The 17,201-nt window shown below is 59.0% G+C and carries 17 protein-coding genes; 5 read left to right on the top strand and 12 right to left on the bottom strand.

The annotated features are described in order from the left end of the window. Nucleotides 1–2: 2 nt before the first annotated feature. Nucleotides 3–1,580, bottom strand: a complete 1,578-nt coding sequence (gene murJ / locus EDC28_RS16490) for a murein biosynthesis integral membrane protein MurJ (protein WP_123422340.1) — start codon at nt 1,578–1,580, stop codon at nt 3–5. Between the two features lie 202 nt (nt 1,581–1,782). Here murJ and rpsT point away from each other — a divergent pair, with 202 nt between their 5' ends. Further along, nucleotides 1,783–2,043: a 30S ribosomal protein S20 gene (gene rpsT / locus EDC28_RS16495; protein WP_050659831.1), complete on the top strand. Its 261-nt coding sequence runs from the start codon at nt 1,783–1,785 to the stop codon at nt 2,041–2,043. 65 nt (nt 2,044–2,108) lie between these two features. On the opposite strand, the gene EDC28_RS16500 is transcribed toward rpsT, so the two are convergent. Next, a complete protein-coding gene (locus tag EDC28_RS16500) occupies nt 2,109–2,408 on the bottom strand; it encodes an ArsR/SmtB family transcription factor (protein ID WP_050659832.1) in 300 nt (99 codons plus the stop codon). 131 nt (nt 2,409–2,539) lie between these two features. Here EDC28_RS16500 and EDC28_RS16505 point away from each other — a divergent pair, with 131 nt between their 5' ends. From EDC28_RS16505 to olsF, 3 genes are all read left to right on the top strand, one after another. Next, nucleotides 2,540–3,937, top strand: coding sequence for a M20/M25/M40 family metallo-hydrolase (locus EDC28_RS16505; protein WP_123422341.1), 1,398 nt, complete (start codon nt 2,540–2,542; stop codon nt 3,935–3,937). 117 nt (nt 3,938–4,054) lie between these two features. Then, complete coding sequence (locus tag EDC28_RS16510; RefSeq protein ID WP_123422342.1) at nt 4,055–4,840, top strand: UDP-2,3-diacylglucosamine diphosphatase; 786 nt, start codon at nt 4,055–4,057, stop codon at nt 4,838–4,840. 88 nt (nt 4,841–4,928) lie between these two features. Continuing rightward, nucleotides 4,929–6,623, top strand: coding sequence for a bifunctional ornithine lipid synthase OlsF (gene olsF / locus EDC28_RS16515; protein ID WP_123422343.1), 1,695 nt, complete (start codon nt 4,929–4,931; stop codon nt 6,621–6,623). A 26-nt stretch (nt 6,624–6,649) separates the two neighbouring features. Here olsF and dapE read toward each other — a convergent pair whose 3' ends face one another. The 9 genes from dapE to rppH all read right to left on the bottom strand — a co-directional run bounded on the left by dapE (nt 6,650) and on the right by rppH (nt 15,673). Further along, a complete protein-coding gene (gene dapE, locus EDC28_RS16520) occupies nt 6,650–7,792 on the bottom strand; it encodes a succinyl-diaminopimelate desuccinylase (RefSeq protein ID WP_123422344.1) in 1,143 nt (380 codons plus the stop codon). Nucleotides 7,793–7,846: 54 nt separating this feature from the next. Further along, nucleotides 7,847–8,746 (bottom strand): transcriptional activator NhaR, encoded by a 900-nt coding sequence (nhaR, locus tag EDC28_RS16525; protein ID WP_123422345.1) that lies wholly within the window; start codon nt 8,744–8,746, stop codon nt 7,847–7,849. Between the two features lies 1 nt (nt 8,747). Further along, on the bottom strand, nt 8,748–9,119 hold the full coding sequence (locus tag EDC28_RS16530; RefSeq protein ID WP_123422346.1) for a hypothetical protein: 372 nt from the start codon (nt 9,117–9,119) through the stop codon (nt 8,748–8,750). After that, a complete protein-coding gene (gene nhaA / locus EDC28_RS16535) occupies nt 9,119–10,294 on the bottom strand; it encodes a Na+/H+ antiporter NhaA (RefSeq protein WP_050659839.1) in 1,176 nt (391 codons plus the stop codon). Before nhaA ends, EDC28_RS16530 begins: the two co-directional genes overlap by 1 nt. A gap of 142 nt (nt 10,295–10,436) precedes the next feature. Then, a complete protein-coding gene (gene thyA, locus EDC28_RS16540; protein ID WP_123422347.1) occupies nt 10,437–11,231 on the bottom strand; it encodes a thymidylate synthase in 795 nt (264 codons plus the stop codon). Then, entirely contained in the window at nt 11,228–12,025 is a 798-nt protein-coding gene (gene lgt, locus EDC28_RS16545) for a prolipoprotein diacylglyceryl transferase (RefSeq protein WP_123422348.1), read from the bottom strand. Before lgt ends, thyA begins: the two co-directional genes overlap by 4 nt. Nucleotides 12,026–12,033: 8 nt before the next feature. After that, nucleotides 12,034–12,834 (bottom strand): sulfite exporter TauE/SafE family protein, encoded by an 801-nt coding sequence (locus EDC28_RS16550; protein WP_050659842.1) that lies wholly within the window; start codon nt 12,832–12,834, stop codon nt 12,034–12,036. A 38-nt stretch (nt 12,835–12,872) separates the two neighbouring features. Then, nucleotides 12,873–15,122: a phosphoenolpyruvate--protein phosphotransferase gene (gene ptsP, locus EDC28_RS16555; RefSeq protein WP_050659843.1), complete on the bottom strand. Its 2,250-nt coding sequence runs from the start codon at nt 15,120–15,122 to the stop codon at nt 12,873–12,875. Nucleotides 15,123–15,172: 50 nt separating this feature from the next. Then, nucleotides 15,173–15,673 carry an RNA pyrophosphohydrolase gene (gene rppH / locus EDC28_RS16560; RefSeq protein WP_050659844.1) on the bottom strand — a complete coding sequence of 167 codons (501 nt, stop codon included), beginning with the start codon at nt 15,671–15,673 and terminating at the stop codon, nt 15,173–15,175. Nucleotides 15,674–16,314: 641 nt separating this feature from the next. Between rppH and mutH the strand changes: the two genes are divergently transcribed. Next, complete coding sequence (gene mutH / locus EDC28_RS16565) at nt 16,315–17,004, top strand: DNA mismatch repair endonuclease MutH (RefSeq protein ID WP_050659845.1); 690 nt, start codon at nt 16,315–16,317, stop codon at nt 17,002–17,004. Nucleotides 17,005–17,028: 24 nt separating this feature from the next. On the opposite strand, the gene EDC28_RS20425 is transcribed toward mutH, so the two are convergent. Beyond that, a complete protein-coding gene (locus EDC28_RS20425) occupies nt 17,029–17,154 on the bottom strand; it encodes a hypothetical protein (protein ID WP_280530861.1) in 126 nt (41 codons plus the stop codon). Nucleotides 17,155–17,201 lie beyond the last annotated feature (47 nt).

The following is a 17,201-nucleotide window of genomic DNA, read 5'->3' on the forward strand; positions in this document are numbered from 1 at the left end:
GGTTAGAACTGGCTGCCCGCCTTGAGATGCCTTGGCCGAAAACCTGTCAACAGCAAGACCACCACGTAGGTGGAAGCGCCGCCAGCAATCAACCCCACCAGCCACAATGGCCGCTCGGCCAGGCTCAGTTGTTTCCAGGCCAGCGGGTCGGGATTGAAGTACCACAGCACCGCTACCATGGCGGCCGTTGCCGCCACAATGCGGCCCAGGGTCAGCCAGGTCAAGCGCCCGGGGCGATAGACGTTGCGCTTCCAAAGCCCATGAGCCAACAGCCCCGCGTTCAAAAACGCCGACATGGAGGTCGCAGCAGCCAGGCCGATGTAGCCGAGCTTGTCTCCCAACAAGGTCGCCAGGATGATGTTGAACACCATATTGCAGACCATGGCAATGATGCCGATACGGACCGGGGTTTTGGTGTCGTGCTTGGCATAAAAGCCCGGCGCCAGGATTTTAATCAGCATAAACGCCACCAGCCCCGAGCCGTAGGCCCACAGCGCCATGGAGGCGCCCATGGCGGCGTTCACGTCAAAGGCCCCGTGCAGGAACAACACCATCAGCAAGGGAGCCGACAGCACCATGATCCCCGCTGCCGCCGGCATACCCAGCAGCAGTACCATCCGCACTCCCCAGTCCATGGTGTGGGCAAAGGCGTCGGATTCCTTGTCGGCATGGCGGCGCGACAGGGTCGGCAGGATAACGGTGGCAATGGCGATACCGAAAATGCCCAGCGGAAACTCCAGCAACCGGTCTGAGTAATAAAGCCAGGAGATGGAGCCCCCCACCAGCCAGGACGCAATAAAGGTATCCAGCAGCAGGTTGATTTGGCTCACCGACACCCCGAACAGTGCCGGTACCATCAGTTTGCGAATGCGGGTAACCCCTTCGTCATGCCAGGCCCAGCGCGGGCGCACCAGAAAACCGGTTTTGAGCATGAAGGGTATTTGAAACAGCAGCTGGATCACCCCGCCCAGGAACACCCCCCAGGCCAAGCCAATCTCCGGCTGGGCCAGTTTTGGCGACAGCCAGATGGCGCAGCCGATAATGGCCACATTCAAAAATACCGGGGTAAAGGCGGCCACCGCAAACCGGCCCAGGGTGTTGAGCACGGCCCCTGCCAGGGCGGTGAGGCTAATAAACCACAAATAAGGAAAGGTGATTTTAAGCATCACCGAGGCCAGCTCGAACTTGGCACCATCCGCCTCGCCGTGCAGCCAAGCTACGAACCAGCCGGTACCGAACAGCATGGTCACCACCGGCGAGCCGACAATGCCCAGTACCGTCACCACCGTAATGATAAGGCCCAAGGTGCCCGATACCCTTGCCACCAACTGGCGCATGGCATCTTCGCCCTGGTTTTGCTGCACATCGGCCAGCACCGGCACAAAGGCCTGGGAAAAGGCCCCTTCGGCAAAAAGGCGGCGCAAGAAGTTGGGGATCTTCTGGGCAAAGAAGTAGACGTCAGCGGCGTTACCGGCCCCCAACAGATTGGCGATAACCACGTCGCGCAGCAGGCCCAAAATGCGGGAAATCAGGGTCATAAAACTGACCAGGGCACTGGCTTTTAATAATTTACGGCTCAAAGGGTGTTCCCATCGACAAAAATGCCTGTAGGCGGGCGCTGGAATTCTGCTAGAATGCGCGCCATCTTATCGCTGTATGGTCACGGTTGCCAACGATGAACGGCGGCACAAAAATTGTGCGATCCGTTTGACAATGGTGCTTAAAACGGGCATATTCCGTGGCCTTTTTATTATTGGACCTACCGATTTTAGGAGTTAGACCTTGGCTAACATCAAGTCTGCGAAGAAGCGCGCGATCCAGGCTGAGAAGCGTCGTCAGCACAACGCCAGCCGCCGTTCCATGCTGCGCACCTTCGTTAAGAAAGTACGTACCGCTATCGCTACCGGCGACAAAGCTGTTGCTCAAGAAGCTTTCACTACTGCCCAGCCGATCATCGATCGCATGGCAACCAAAGGCCTGATCCACAAAAACGCTGCGGCTCGCCACAAGGCTCGCCTGAACGCGCAGATCAACGCCCTGTAAGGTCAGCTTACTGAGCTCGAAAAAAAACCGGCTTTCGCCGGTTTTTTTATTTAGGCACTTTTTCGTTAGTGACTGAACAGCCTGTCCAACAGTTCGATGACCCTTTCCGCCTCATCGCTTTGCAACGAATAGAAAACGGTCTGAGCTTCCTTGCGCGTCCGAACCAGTCCATCCCGGCGTAACCATGCCAGATGTTGAGAAAGAGCAGATTGGCTGAGGTTGAGCCGGTCGTTCAGCTCCCCCACAGATAACTCCCCTTCTTGAAGGTTTTTGAGAATGCACAAGCGCCTCTCGTTGGCCATGGCTTTCAGCAGGGTAACGGCAGGGGTCGCCTCTTCAACCAAGCTCTCACTGCAATACGTCATAACAACGTCTCCTTCTGAATAGCCAACGCAACACGTCTACAACTGGTCGAGTAAAACCGCACAGTAATAGACTGCGTGATAAGTTAACCGCGAATTAGCTGAAGCTTGACTGAACTTCTAAGGGAATAACCATGCGTAAGTTGCTTGTTTCTTTGCTTTTCGCCAGCTTGCCGGCGGCTGCCGCCGTCTCAGAGCCGGATATCCAGACCGCAGAAAAACTGAGGGACCAAGCACTGGCCAGTCATCAGGCTTACGACTTGGTCAAATCCCTGGTGGTGGAAGTGGGCCCGCGCCTGGCTGGCTCCGAGAACAACAAGAAGGCCGAAGCCTGGGCCGTGGCCAAGCTCAAAAGCCTGGGCTTTGACAAGGTTTACACCGAAGCCCTGACCATCCCCACCTGGGCCCGCGGCACCATCCACGCCGAGATAAGCGCCCCTTACCGCCAGCACCTGGTGCTGACCGCCCTTGGCGGCTCTGTGGGTACCGATGCCAAAGGCATTGATGCCGAGGTGGTGCGCTTTGCCGATATCGATGCCCTCAAGGCGGCAGACCGCAACGCCGTTGCCGGCAAAATTGTCTTTATCGACAAACCCATGGCCCGGGTGCAAAACGGCTTTCAGTACGGCACCACCGTCGCCGGGCGCGCCATGGGCGCCATAGAAGCGGCCAAACTGGGCGCCAAAGCGGTGCTTATCCGCTCGGTTGGCACCGGCCTTAGCCGCTTTCCCCACACCGGCATGATGCGCTACCAGGACGATGTCACCAAGATCCCGGCCGCCGCCCTTGCCGTGCCCGATGCCAACCTGGTGGCCGCCATGCTGCAAGCTGGCAAACCGGTCAAACTGCACCTGACCATGACCGCCGAGCCCGGCCCGCAAACCACAGTGCATAACGTGATAGCAGAAGTCACCGGCAGCGAAAAGCCCGACGAAATAGTGCTCATCGCCGGCCACCTGGACTCCTGGGACGAAGGCCAGGGCGCCATCGACGACGGCGCCGGTATCGCCATTGCCGCAGCTGCAGGCAAGCTCATCAAGGACTTGCCCAAGCGTCCCAAGCGCACCATCCGGGTGGTGTTTTTCGCCGCCGAAGAAACCGGCCTTTGGGGCGGCAAAGCCTATGTTGAGCAGCACAAAGGCAAAGACTTGGCCAAGCACGTGCTGGCTGGCGAGTCCGACTTTGGCGCCGACCGGGTTTATCGCATCGACACCCGCTTAGGCCCTGAAGGCGAGGCGCTGCGCAGCGCCCTTAACAAGGTGCTGAGCCCCATCGGTGTAGACATGGGCGACAACCAGGCCGGTGGCGGCTCGGAAGTGAGCCTGCTGCCCTACCAGGGCGTGCCGGTCGTTAGCCTGCGCCAAGACGGCACCTACTACTTTGACTACCACCACACCGCCGACGACACCCTCAACAAGATTGACCCGGCCCAGTTGGCCCAGAACGTGGCGGCCTGGGTAGCCACTGTCTATCTTGCCGCGCAGAACGATAGCCCGCTGCGCCCCATTCCCGAAGGCAACTTCGGCGAATAAGCGACAAAAGCCCGCCACCAGGCGGGCTTTTTCATAGAAGCGTCATGCAATCGTCAAGGCGCTGTCACTGCCCCTGCCTAGCCTAAATTCCCGAACTCATGTTCGGAGCATGCAACCATGACCCAGCCACACCGCGCCGTATTCCTGTCGGATCTGCACCTTGGCAGCAAGGACTGCAAAGCCGATTATCTGCTGGCCCTGCTCAGGGACCTGCATTGCGACACGCTGTACCTGCTTGGAGATGTCATTGATCTCTGGGCCATGAGTAAACGCAGCCACTGGCCGGCCAGCCACTCCCAGGTGTTGCTGGAGTTTGAACGGCTCGCCGCCAAAGGCACCCGCATTCTCTATATTCCCGGCAACCACGACGCCCCGCTCAGGCGCTTTTGCGGCCGGGCCCTGGCCAACATGGCGGTTGAGCGCCGGGGCCGCCACACCCTTAAAGACGGCCGGGTCCTGCTGCTGACCCACGGCGACGAGTTTGACGCTGCGGTCTGCCTGGGCCGCTTCGAGGCACTGGTGGGCAACCTCGGCTACGACGTGCTGATGTGGCTGAACCGGCTGTGCCAGGGGCTGCGCCGGCGTTTGGGGCTGTCTTACTGGTCGCTGGCCGGTTATATCAAAAAACGTATCGGCAAGGCTCAGGCCGCCATTGGCCGTTATCGCCAAGCCGCCATTCAGGCTGCCGAGCAGGCGGGCTGCGCCGGGGTGGTACTGGGCCATATTCACCAGCCAGCCATGGAGCACTGCCAGGGATTGCTCTATCTCAACACCGGCGACTTCGTGGACAGCTGCTCTTTTATCGTCGAGAAAGCAGACGGTGAGCTGGAGCTTATCCATTGGACAGAGCAACAGAAGGTGTTGGCCCAAAGCCAGCAAGGCGCCTTGGTTGAGGCGGCCTGACTGGTCATAAAAGCGTCACCAAAGTGTTAGCGAAACGCCATCTTGGGTCCCTAGGCTGTGGTCAGTATCCGCCGACAGGACCCACACCATGTTCACCGTCGAAAATGTACTGGAACGTCATTTTCCCCAGCTGCCTTACAAAAAGGCGCTGACCCCGGTTCTCCGCCAGCTGCTTAAAGAAAAGGAATTTCACCAGTTTAAAGAGCAGCATCGCCACGCCAAGGGCCTGGATTTTGTCGAAGAAGTGCTGAACTACTTCGATTTCTCCTACCAGGTGGCTGACCGCGAAAAAGAGCGGATCCCGGCAAACGGCCGGGTGGTGATCATCGCCAACCACCCTATCGGCTCCCTGGACGGCCTGGCGCTGTTAAAGCTGGTCAGTGAAGTGCGCCGCGATGTGAAAGTGGTGGCCAACGCCTTGCTGAGCGAAGTCGAGCCGCTGCAATCCTTGCTGTGCCCGGTCAACAACATGGTGGGCAGCACTCAAAAAAGCCAGCTGCTGGCCATTCAAGAATGCCTGAACCAAAACCAGGCGGTGATCATCTTCCCGTCTGGGGAAGTGTCCCGGCTGCGCCCCCAAGGGGTGCGTGACACCCGCTGGCAATCAGGCTTTTTACGCCTGGCCCGCCAGAGCAAGGCGCCCATCCTGCCCATTCGCCTCGAAGCCCGTAACTCGGCGCTGTTTTACTCCACCTCCATGCTCTACAAGCCGCTGGCCACTAGCCTTTTAGTGCAAGAGATGTTCAAGCAGCGCCACAAGAAGCTGCAGGTGCATATCGGCGAGCTGATCCCCCACAGCCAGCTCGACAGCATCCAGGCCCTGCCCAAGCGCACCCAAATAAAGCTCTTTAAAAAGCACCTGTACCGGGTGGGTACCCAAAAGCGCCTGCCATTTAAAACCGAAACCGCCATCGCCCCCCGTGAAGACCGCCAGGTGCTATTGCAGGTGCTGAGCCACTGCCAACTGCTGGGCCAGACCCCGGACGGCATGCAAATTCACCTTTATCACTACCAGCCAGACTGCCCTTTGATGCGTGAAATTGGCCGGCTGCGGGAGATCGCCTTTCGCGCCGTGGGTGAAGGCACCGGCAAGCGCCGCGATATCGACCCGTTCGACGTCAACTACCTGCACCTGGTGCTGTGGGACCCAAAACGCCTGGAGATCGCCGGCGCCTACCGCCTGGCCGATGCCAAGCGCCTTGGCCGTGAAGGCCTGTACAGCCAAACCCTATTCAATTACGGCCCGGACATGGACCCCATCCTCGAGCAGGGCCTGGAGCTTGGCCGCAGCTTCGTGCAGCCGGCCTACTGGGGCAAACGGGCCCTTGATTACCTGTGGCTCGGCATTGGCGCCTTCCTGGCCAAAAACCCCCACTACCGTTACCTGTTCGGGCCGGTGTCGCTGTCGGCCAACTTCCCGCCGGCAGCCAGGGATCTGATGGTGTACTTCTATCGCCACTATTTCGGTAAGGACAACCTCAGCACCCGCCACCACACCCCCTATCAGTTGGATAGCCAAACCCTCGAGGCGCTGACCGCCACTTTTAAGGGTGACGATTACAAGCACGACTTCGTGCAGCTCAAGGACAAACTGGCCAGCATGGGCGCCAGCGTCCCTACCCTCTACAAGCAATACGCCGACGTGTGCGAGCCAGGCGGCGTCAAGTTCCTGGATTTCGGGGTAGACCCGGACTTTGGCGACTGCGTCGACGGCCTGGTGCTGGTGGATGTCAGCCAGCTCAAGGACAACAAGCGCGCCCGCTACATCGACAGCCATCAGTGATAAAAAGGCCCCGCCAGGGGCCTTTTTTACAGGCTCAGCAGTAAGGTCTCGTAGATAGCGATAAGGCGCAGGTACTCGGCCTTGCTGACCCGCTCGTTGGCTTGGTGGATGGTGGCGTTGGGCAGGCCCAGTTCGATCACCTGGGCGCCGTGGGCGCGAAAAAAACGCCCATCGGAGCTGCCGCCGGCGGTAGAGAGCACCGGGAACTGGCCAAGGCCGGCAAACACCGCCTTTTCCACCACCGTCAAAAAGTTGGGCTGCTGCTCGTCAAAGCTCGAAAAATACGGCTCACAAGGCCGGCTCCAGCTAAGCTCGCCCACCAAATCGGCTGGCATCAGGGCGCGGATGCGCTGGTCAATCAGCTCAGCGTTGGTGTGGTGGGAATAACGCAGGTTAAAGCGCAGCGTCACCTTGCCTGGGGTGACGTTGTCCAGCCACTGGCCGTGTTCAAGTCCGGTCAGGTGAAAGGCGGTGCCAGGGAAATCCGGCGCGCCCTGGTCCCAGGGTAAGGCGCAAAGTTCGGCGCCCAGCATCATGGCCCGGTGCAGCAGGTTCTCCCGCGATTGCAGATAAGCCACGTGCCCGGCTTTGCCGCTCAGGATCAGCTCGCCGGAGATGGCGCCGCGCCGCCCCACTCGCAAGGTATCGCCGCTCATTCTGCGGGCGGTGGGCTCTCCTACCAGCACCCAGGGCGGCAATTTACCCTGGCGCGCCAGGAACTCGGCAATCACCCTCGAGCCGTGCTCGGCCTCCCCTTCTTCATCGGCAGTGAGCAGCACCATCAGGCCGTCGAGGTTGGCGCCCTGGTCCAGGGCCCGCTCAATAGCGGTAAGGAAGGCAGCAATACCGCCTTTCATGTCGGCGATGCCGCGGCCAAACAGCTCGCCCCCCACTTCGGTAAGGGTAAAGGGGTCTACCTGCCAATGCAGCCCGGCAGGCACCACATCGGTATGGCCGCAAAAGGCCAGTCTTGGCGTGCCGGGGCGCCAGGCGATGAGGTTGGCCACCCCCTGGCTTGGCAGGTGCAGAATTTCAAAACCCAGGCGACTTAGCTGCGCAGCGATATAGGGCTGGCAACCGGCGTCGTTGGGGGTAATGGAGGGGCGGTCGATAAGGGCCTGCAGATGGGCAAGCTCGGACTGGCATTGAGCAGCAACAAGAAGTGGCATAGTGGCGTCCAGGTGACAAACCTGGACGCCATCTAAGCAGACAGCTTTGACAGTTTAATGATCAAAGAAGCTATGAAAACGCAGCGTCTCCGGCTCCAGGTTGCAAAGCCTGGCCACCGCCGGGTGCTGGATCATCCGCTCGGCAAAAATCACGTAGTAGCGTTCTTTCACCGCGTCGGTTTCGCCCAGGCAATGCACCCCGAAGTTCTGCTCGAACTGCTGGTTGTTGACCGCCGGCGCCACGAAGATCTCGCGGCCCACGGCGCCAAAGGCCTGCATCAGGCCCGAGTCGTCAAACTCGCCGCCGATGGTGGGATTAAGGCCCTGCTCGTCCAGCCAGCTCTTAAGCTCGCGCCCGGCCGCGGTCTTGCGGCTTGGCAGCAGCAGCGGCCGCTCTTCCAGGCAGAACGGGAAAGGCAGCTCAAGCTGGTCGCGGCAGAAAAAGGCCAGGGAGTAATCGGCGATGGCCCGCGAATGCAGCCCCGGCTCGGCGGCAGAATCGATAGGGCAGTCGGAGACTATCATGTCCAGCTTGTGGCTTTTCAGCTCGTCGAGCAGCAGCTCATGGCGCGACTCAAAGCAGCTCAGCGCCACTTCCATGTCCGGGGGCGAGGCCACCCGCAGCAGCTGCGCCACCACCCATTTGGACAGGGCATCGGCCACCCCTACGTCAAAACGCACCGACTCGTGCTTTTGATAGTCGAGGATGTCGATAAGCTCGTAGGACAGGTTGAACATACGGTCGGCATAGCGAAACACCATGCGGCCAAGCTCGGTGGTGTCGAGGCGACGGCCACGCTTGGTCAGCAGGGGACCCATGCGCCCTTCCAGCAGCTTGAGCTGGCCGGAGATGGTCTGGGGGGTTACGCAAAGCGCCTCGGAAGCGGCCGCAAGGGAGCCCTTGCGAACCAACATCCAGAAATAATACAGGTGGTTATAGTTCAGATGCGCCATATCACTGACAACTGAATGCCTTGTTCAAGTAGGTGAGAAGATCCTGCTCTGATTGAATACCGGCATCGTTGATCTCGGTACGCAGTTCCTTGAGCAGCTTGTCTTTATCGGGGTTGGGTGTTTCGCACAGGCGGCTACGCATGTATTCCATACGCCCGCCGATACGCTGGGATTTGGCCCTGTCCAGATAATCCTGGCCATTGGCGGTGCCCGTGTCGTGTTGCATTTTCACGCCGTCCACTACCCCAATCAGGTAATCGCGGCAGCGGGTTGAGTCTTTCTGGCCAAGGCACACCTCTTCAAAGTGCGACAACGGTTCCTGGGCCAAGGCCAGGGGGCTAAGCAGCCCCAGTACGATGACAGCGGCTTTCATCAGGTAACCTCCTCTTTAGCTGGCGCCAGGGAGCGTTTCATCAGCCAATAGCCAGCCACGGCCGCGATGGTGGAGCCAGCCAGGATCCCTAAGCGCGAATAGGTGTCGTACATGACATGTTCATGCTGGTAAGCCAAAGAGGCGATGAACATGGACATGGTAAAGCCGATGCCGCACAGCACCGCCAAGGCAAAGATCTGCCGCCAGTTGGTGTTTTCCGGCAGCGACGCCATGCCGCCTTTGACCGCCAGCCAGGTGGCACTGAACACCCCCAGCGGCTTACCGACAAACAGGCCCAGCATAATACCGAGCGGCAACGGCGCCAGCAGGCTGTCGAGGCTTAGGCCCTTGAGGGACACGCCGGCGTTGGCCAAGGCAAACAGTGGCAGAATAAGTAACGCCGTGTAGTCAGAGAGCATGCGCTCTAGGCGATGGGCAGGTTTGTCGTTACCTATCTTATGGGGAATAAGAAAGCCGATGATGACACCGGCAAGGGTGGCATGTACGCCAGACTTCAGCACGCTGACCCAAAGCACAGCTCCCACCAGCAGATAGGGCAGCAGCCGTCTTACGTTCAGCAGATTCAATGCCACCAGCGCCACAATGGCCCCACCGGCAACCGCCAGGCTGAGGGTGGACAGTTCGCTGGTGTAAAAAAGTGCGATGATGATGATAACGCCCAGGTCATCAATGATGGCCAGCGCCAACAGGAAGATCTTAAGGGCCGGCGGCACCCTTTTACCCAGCAGTGCCAGCACGCCCACGGCAAAGGCGATATCGGTGGCGGCCGGAATGGCCCAGCCTTGGCGGTTGATGGGGTCGCCCATGTTGAAGATCAAAAACACCAGCGCCGGCGCCAGCATGCCGCCAAGGGCGGCGATAACCGGCAGCACCGCCTTTTTGGGGCTCGACAGAGCGCCACTGACCATCTCGTGTTTGACCTCAATACCGATCAGCAAGAAGAAGATCGCCATCAGGCCGTCGTTCACCCAGGCCAGCCAGGGCTTGTCTACCAGCAAAGGCCCGGCCTGCACCACCAAAGGCGTCTCAAGCCACCGCGCGTAATACTCCGCCCAAGGTGAATTGGCCAGCACCATGGCCAATACGGCCGCCAGGATCAGCAAGGTGCCGCCGCGGGTTTCGGGGGTGAATAACGATCGGAAAAAAGCCTTCATTGACAGACACTTCGCCTCGTTTGCACAACATCTGCCCAGACTAAAGGAGATGTTAATTAGAGAAAATCCCTTTCTTCTCACCTAAAGATAAGAATTAACCGAAGTGTAGTGCAAAAAAGAAAGCCGCACTAGGCGGCTTTCTTCAGATGGCGACAGGGGCCTTGATGTGGGGATGGGGGTCGTAGCCTTCGATGACAAAATCCTCGAAGCGGTAGTCAAAGAGGCTGTCCGGTTTACGCAATATTTTGAGCTGGGGCAGCGCCCTAGGCTCGCGGGTCAATTGCAGCCGGGTTTGCTCCAGATGATTGCTGTAAAGGTGCACGTCGCCACCTGTCCAGACAAAATCCCCCACCTCAAGCCCGGCCTGCTGGGCCACCATGTGGGTCAGCAGTGCGTAGCTGGCGATATTAAAAGGCAGCCCCAAGAACACATCGCAGCTGCGCTGGTAGAGCTGGCAGGAAAGCTTGCCGTCTGCCACATAGAACTGGAACAGGGCATGGCAGGGCGCCAAGGCCATGTTATCCAGCTCACCCACGTTCCAGGCCGACACGATGATGCGCCGGGAGTCGGGGTCATTTTTCAGCTGCGCCATCACCTTGGCCAACTGGTCGATATGGCGGCCATCGGCGGCAGGCCAGCTGCGCCACTGTGCGCCGTACACCGGTCCCAGGTTGCCTTCCTCGTCGGCCCATTCGTCCCAGATGGAGACGCCGTTTTCCTTGAGGTAGGCGATGTTGGTATCACCGTTCAAAAACCACAGCAGCTCGTGAATGATGGAGCGCAGGTGGCACTTTTTGGTGGTCACCAGCGGGAAGCCTTCTTGCAGGTTAAACCGCATCTGGTGCCCGAAGATGGACAAAGTACCGGTGCCGGTGCGGTCGGCTTTCTGAGCGCCCTCATCGAGGATTTTCTGCATCAGGTCAAGGTAGGCCTTCATGCCTTGTCTCCTTTGTGTTTAACGCTCCACACCAGCAGCACGATGCCAAAAATGATCATCGGCAGCGACAATACCTGGCCCATGGTGATAAAGCCGCCCAGCTCACCGAGCTGCGGGTCAGGCTCGCGCACAAATTCCACCAGGCTCCTAAAGACACCGTACAGCAGCAAGAACAGGCCGGAGATGCTGCCACGGGGCCGGGGTTTGGAAGAGAACCACCACAGGATGCAAAACAGCACCAAGCCCTCGAGGGTGGCTTCATAGAGCTGGCTGGGGTGGCGCGGCACCGGGCCGCCGGTGGGGAAGATCATGCCCCAGGGCAGATCGGTAGGCCGGCCCCACAGCTCGCCATTGATGAAGTTACCAATGCGGCCCATGCCAAGGCCAATAGGCACCATGGGCGCCACGAAGTCCGCCACGGTGAAGAAGGTTTTCTTGGTCTTGCGGCCAAAATAGAGCATGGCCAGGATGACGCCAATAAGGCCGCCGTGAAAGGACATGCCGCCCTGGTCGACCCGGAACAGATAAAGCGGATTTTCCTGGAACAGGTCGAAGTGATAGAAGATCACATAACCAATACGGCCACCCAGCAAGACCCCAAGGAAAGCGTAGAACAGCAGATCGCTGACTTGTTGGCGGTCCCAGCCCGAGCCGGGTTTATCGGCGCGGCGGTTGGCCAGAAACATGGCGGCGAAAAAGCCCACCAGATACATAATGCCGTACCAGTGCACCGGCAGCGGCCCAATCTTGAAGGCAACAGGGTCGATATGGGGAAAATGAAGCGGTGTGGACATATTCCTTCCTAGTTAATAAGCATTTCCAGCCCCACCAGAACCAGCAGCACTGAAAAACCGATTTTCACCTTCTCGGCAGGCACCCGGTGCAATAAGCGCACACCGACCGGTGCCATGAAAAAGGCCCCTGGCAACAAGGCCAGCAGGGCCGGTAGATACAAAAAGCCCAGGCTGCCGTGGGGCAACCCGGTTTGGTGCATGCCGCTGATGGCGTATGACAAGGTACCGGCCACCGCCACCGCCAGGGTGCAGGTAGCGGCAGCGGCCACGGCCTGGGTCATGGCCATGCCGGCAAAGGTCAATAGCGGCACCAGCAGGGTACCACCGCCAATGCCGAGCATGGATGACAGCATACCGACACCGATGTTAATGGACCCCAGCAGCGGGTTGGAAAGGCGCAGGGCATCAGAAGGGGTCAAGGGTTGCTTCTTTCTGGCCAGCATCCGCCAAGCCGAGAAGAACAAAAAGCCCCCGAAAAACTTCTTGAGCATCATCCCGCCTACCAGAGACGCCACCTGGGCTCCCAGCAGGCCACCGACGATCATCCCGGCGACCAACCAGCGAGCCTGGGCCCAGGGCACCGAATGGCGACGCTGGTGCGCCATTACCGATGAAGTACCGGTTACGCAGATGGTGGCAAGGGAGGTGGCAAGGGCCATGGGCATCACCAGATCGTGGCTTATCCCCATTTTGGGTAGCAACCAAGCCAAGGTGGGCACAATAACCAGGCCGCCGCCTATCCCCAGTAGCCCCGACAACACGCCGGCGATAAGGCCAAGGACAAGGCAAACCCCTACAACAAGCAGCACCGGTGACTCCTGGGCTCAAAAAAGGCGTCCATAGTACCTTAGCGGCCCGCCCTTAACCAATGGGCAAAACCGGCCTGGGTCAGGGGCTCACGTAGCTGCCAACCCAGTTCGTCGGCGTCGAGGCTGGCCAAAAGTTGCGGGCGCAGTTTTTCCAAATCAGCCAGGGACAGCTTCTTCAACAGGTGCTTGGCTCTGGCCACCTGGCTGGCGTTCATGGAAAGGTGCCGATAGCCCAGCGCCAGCAAAAGCGTAAAGCCCAGGGGCTCTCCAGCCATTTCCCCGCATACCGACACCGGCAATCCCAGCTCCTGGCATTGGCGCTGAATTTGGGCAAGGGCCTGCACCACCGCCGGGTGGAATGGCCGAAACAATTCCGCCACCCGGGGGTTGTTGCGGTCCACCGCCAACAGGTATTGGGTGAGGTCGTTACTGCCAACGGAAACAAACTGTACCCGTTCTGCCAGTGCTGGCAGCAGGTATAAGGAAGCGGGCACCTCCACCATCACCCCAACCTTGGGCAACTCAAAGGCGCCCATAGCTTCGCAAAGCTCGAAATGGGCCTGGCGCATCAGGCGCAGGGCCTCGTCTACCTCGGCTACCGAGGAGATCATCGGCAGCAGAATTTGCAGGTTGCCGTGGTGCTGGTGGGCCCTGAGCATGGCTTTGAGCTGGATAAGGAAGATATCCGGTTGGTCCAGGGTGATGCGAATACCGCGCCAGCCAAGGAAGGGGTTGTCCTCTTCAATAGGCAGGTAAGGCAGTGGTTTATCGCCGCCCACATCGAGGGTGCGCAGCGTAACCGGCAGCCCGGGGTAGCGCGACAGCACATGGGAGTAGAGCCTGAACTGCTCTTCTTCTCCCGGAAAACGGCTGGCCAGCATAAAGGGCACTTCGGTGCGATACAGACCAACACCGTCCGCCCCCTGCCCCGCCGCCACGTCGGTGTCGGCAGACAGCCCGGCATTGATGTACACCTTGACCCGCTCGCCGTCCTGGCTAAGAGCCGGGCCCTGGGCACTGGCCAGCACGTCCTTGGAAATGGTGGCTTCTTCGAGAATAAGGCGGCGATATTCGCGCTCAAGGCCAGGCTCTGGGTCGATAAAGCAGCGCCCGGTGTAACCGTCGATGATCATCCGCCGCCCCGGCAGCGCCGACAGCGGCAGTGACGACACCCCCAGCACCGCCGGTATACCGATGGCCCTGGCCAGGATGGCGGCATGGGAATGGCCCGAGCCCCGGCGCGAAACGATGCCTTTGAGGCGCTCGCGGGGCACTTCGGCCACCATGGTGGCGGTGACTTCGTCAGCGACCAGGATAAGGTCGTCGTCGGGAATAGCCTTATTAATCTGCCCGACACAAAGCGCTTGTAACAGCCTAAGCCCTACATCTTTGAGATCGGTGGCCCGCTCCTTGAGGTAGCTGTCTTCCATGGCCGAGAATTTGTCGATGGCCTCTTCTACTACCGCTTTGAGGGCCCACTCGGCGCGGGTGCCGGCACGGATCAAGGCCCGTACCGGGTCGCCCAGGCTCGCCGGAGCCAGCAGCTGTACATAGAGTTCGAAAATAGCCTGGGTTTGGCTGGGCAAATCCAGCCGTTTGGCAAGGGCTCTAAGGCTTTGCTGGGTACTGTCGATGGCCTGCTCAAAACGCTTGAGCTCAACGGATACCTCCACCTCCCCTTCTTGGGGCAGATCGTCAAAGGTCATAGCCGGAATACGAACCAGGCACGCGCCCATACCAATACCCGGCGAGCCGGCAAGGCCAGTGGCCGAGCGTTTCCAGCCAGTTTGCGCCCGCAAAAGGCGGGTGCGCTCTTCCACGTTGGCTAGTGCCGGCGCCAGCTGGTTGGCCAGGGTCACCAGGCAGGCTTCTTCTTCGGAATCAAAGACCCGGGCGTCGCGCTGCTGGACGGTCAATACTCCCAGCACCCGGCGCCGATAGATAATGGGCACCCCGAGGAAGGACTGGAACAGCTCTTCGTTGAGTTCTTCGATGAGTTTAAAAGCGGGATGGTTTTGGGCGTCGGCTAGGTTGATGGCTTCTTCGCGGGAGGCGACCAGCCCGACCAGGCCTTCTTGGTAAGACAAGGTGCAAATGGTGCCAGGTGGCAAAGTCAGGCCCTGTGTGGCCAGCAGTTGTAATTGGCCAACATCAGCGTCTGCCAGGTAGATGGAGCAGACTTCTGTATTCATCAGCTCGCAGATGGCAGTGACCAGCCAGCTGACCGCCTGATCCAATGAGGCGGCGCTGTTGACCTGCTGCACTATCCGCTGCAACTGCGTCAACATCTATGGTTCCCCCAAAATGACCAAAGCCACCTTTGGCGCAAGGCCGGGCGTTAGGCCCTTCTTCTATCCTGGCGCCCAAAAGGCATGGCTTGGGTTGCAAACTCCTTCATTACTCGGCGGTAGACGTCGCGTTTAAACGAAACCACCTGCCTTACTGGATACCAGTAGCTGACCCAGCGCCAATCATCAAATTCCGGGTGCCCGGTGGCCCCTAGGTCCACGGCCGATTCGGCTGAGGTGAGTTGCAGCAGGAACCATTTCTGTTTCTGGCCGATACAGACCGGTGCCTGTTCCTTACGTACCATTCGCTTGGGCAGGCGATAGCGCAGCCAGTGGCGCGATACCGCCAGGACCTTCACGTCCTTGCGTTTGAGTCCGACTTCTTCCCAGAGCTCGCGATACATGGCCTGCTCTGCCGATTCCCCATCATTGATACCGCCTTGGGGAAACTGCCAGGAATGTTGTCCCCGGCGACGGGCCCACAGCACCTGGCCCTGCTGATTGCAAATCACTATGCCGACATTTGGACGGAAACCGTCGTTATCGATCATGCCAGCCTCAAAACAGTGCGTTATTGCTTGGATTGTTCCACAGATATGATTGACCAGCAAAAGGAATTCGAGGCCAGGAGCCGGGGCTGTGGAACAACTACCCCATCAACCCAAGGTTATCCACAGCCTTACACTGTCATCCATACACATATTCTGTGGACAGTGGTGTTGATAAACTGGTGAGTAAAATCAGGAGAGCTGATGGGTATCAGGCAAGTGGCGAACAGCACGAACTGGAAAATCAAATTAGACATTGTTTTTAAAAGGGTTAATTTATAAAAAGCGATCGCTTCGATCCATTGACAGCACTTGGGGATCTGATCGTTTGTGTTTTTCGATGTGGGTAACTTTATTCGCTCAGGAGTTAATCAACGGCATTTAATCCACAGATAAAGGCCGATTTCTACACAGCGGCCGGCACCCACTGCCCGTCTTTGGCAGTTATCCCAGATTTTTGTGTATGAGAATGTGGATAGTTAGCCCCGAGCCCTTGGGTATTCATGGTTCTGCAGCAAGTTGGTGAAAAGAATCCTTTAAAGATCATGCAGTAATGGAACGATCGCGCTGTGTATAAACCAAGATCAGGCGACTGCCCAAGATCTGTACACCCAAAGCGCCGTTTTGCCAGTAGAATCTCGGTCATGCAAACGCCCCATCCGCACCCCGAACCCCCGCAAAGCCTGGAACAGCTGATGGCCAGAGCCAACAGCCTGGCTGGCTACAACCTTGGCCAACTGGGCGAAATTGCCGGTCTTGGCATCCCGGGGCACCTGCGCCGCGAGAAAGGCTGGATGGGCATGCTGCTCGAAACCCTCTTGGGCGCCAAGGCCGGCTCCAAGCCAGAGCCCGACTTCCCCCATCTGGGCGTAGAGCTTAAAACCCTGCCGGTAGACAGGCATGGCAAACCGCTGGAAAGCACCTTTGTGGCCGTCGCGCCAGCCGAGGGCTGGCAGGGCGTTACCTGGGAAACCAGCCATGTGCGCCAAAAACTGGCCTGCGTGCTGTGGATCCCCATCCTCGCCGAGCGGCAACTGGCCCCGGCCGAGCGGGTTGTTGCCACGCCGCTGCTGTGGCGCCCCAACCCCGTCCAAGAGCAAGCACTGCGCCAAGATTGGGAAGAGCTGGTAGAACAGCTAGCCCTGGGACACTTTGATGAGATAAGTGCCCACAAGGGCCAGGTGCTGCAATTAAGGCCCAAAGCCGCCAACGGCAGAGTCAAGGTCCAGGCCCGCAATGCCGAGGGTCAACTGGTGGCTGTCCAGCCCAAGGGCTTTTACCTACGCGCACATTTTACCCGCCAACTACTGGCAGAAGCCTTCAGCCTCGTATAACCTAGCCATTATTGATAATAGTTATCATTTGATGGGGTTCGAGATGGTTTTGCCTACAGGGATACGTATCGGCTTACTGTCGCTGGTCGCCTTGGCGTGGTGGCCTATCCACCACAGCGAGGTTTGGCTGGCCCATGGTTTCTTTGGCATGGCCTTGGTGTTCCTGTTATTCAGCCCGGTTGTCGCCATCAGGCTTT

This window comes from Gallaecimonas pentaromativorans (assembly GCF_003751625.1).
Classification (GTDB): domain Bacteria; phylum Pseudomonadota; class Gammaproteobacteria; order Enterobacterales; family Gallaecimonadaceae; genus Gallaecimonas; species Gallaecimonas pentaromativorans.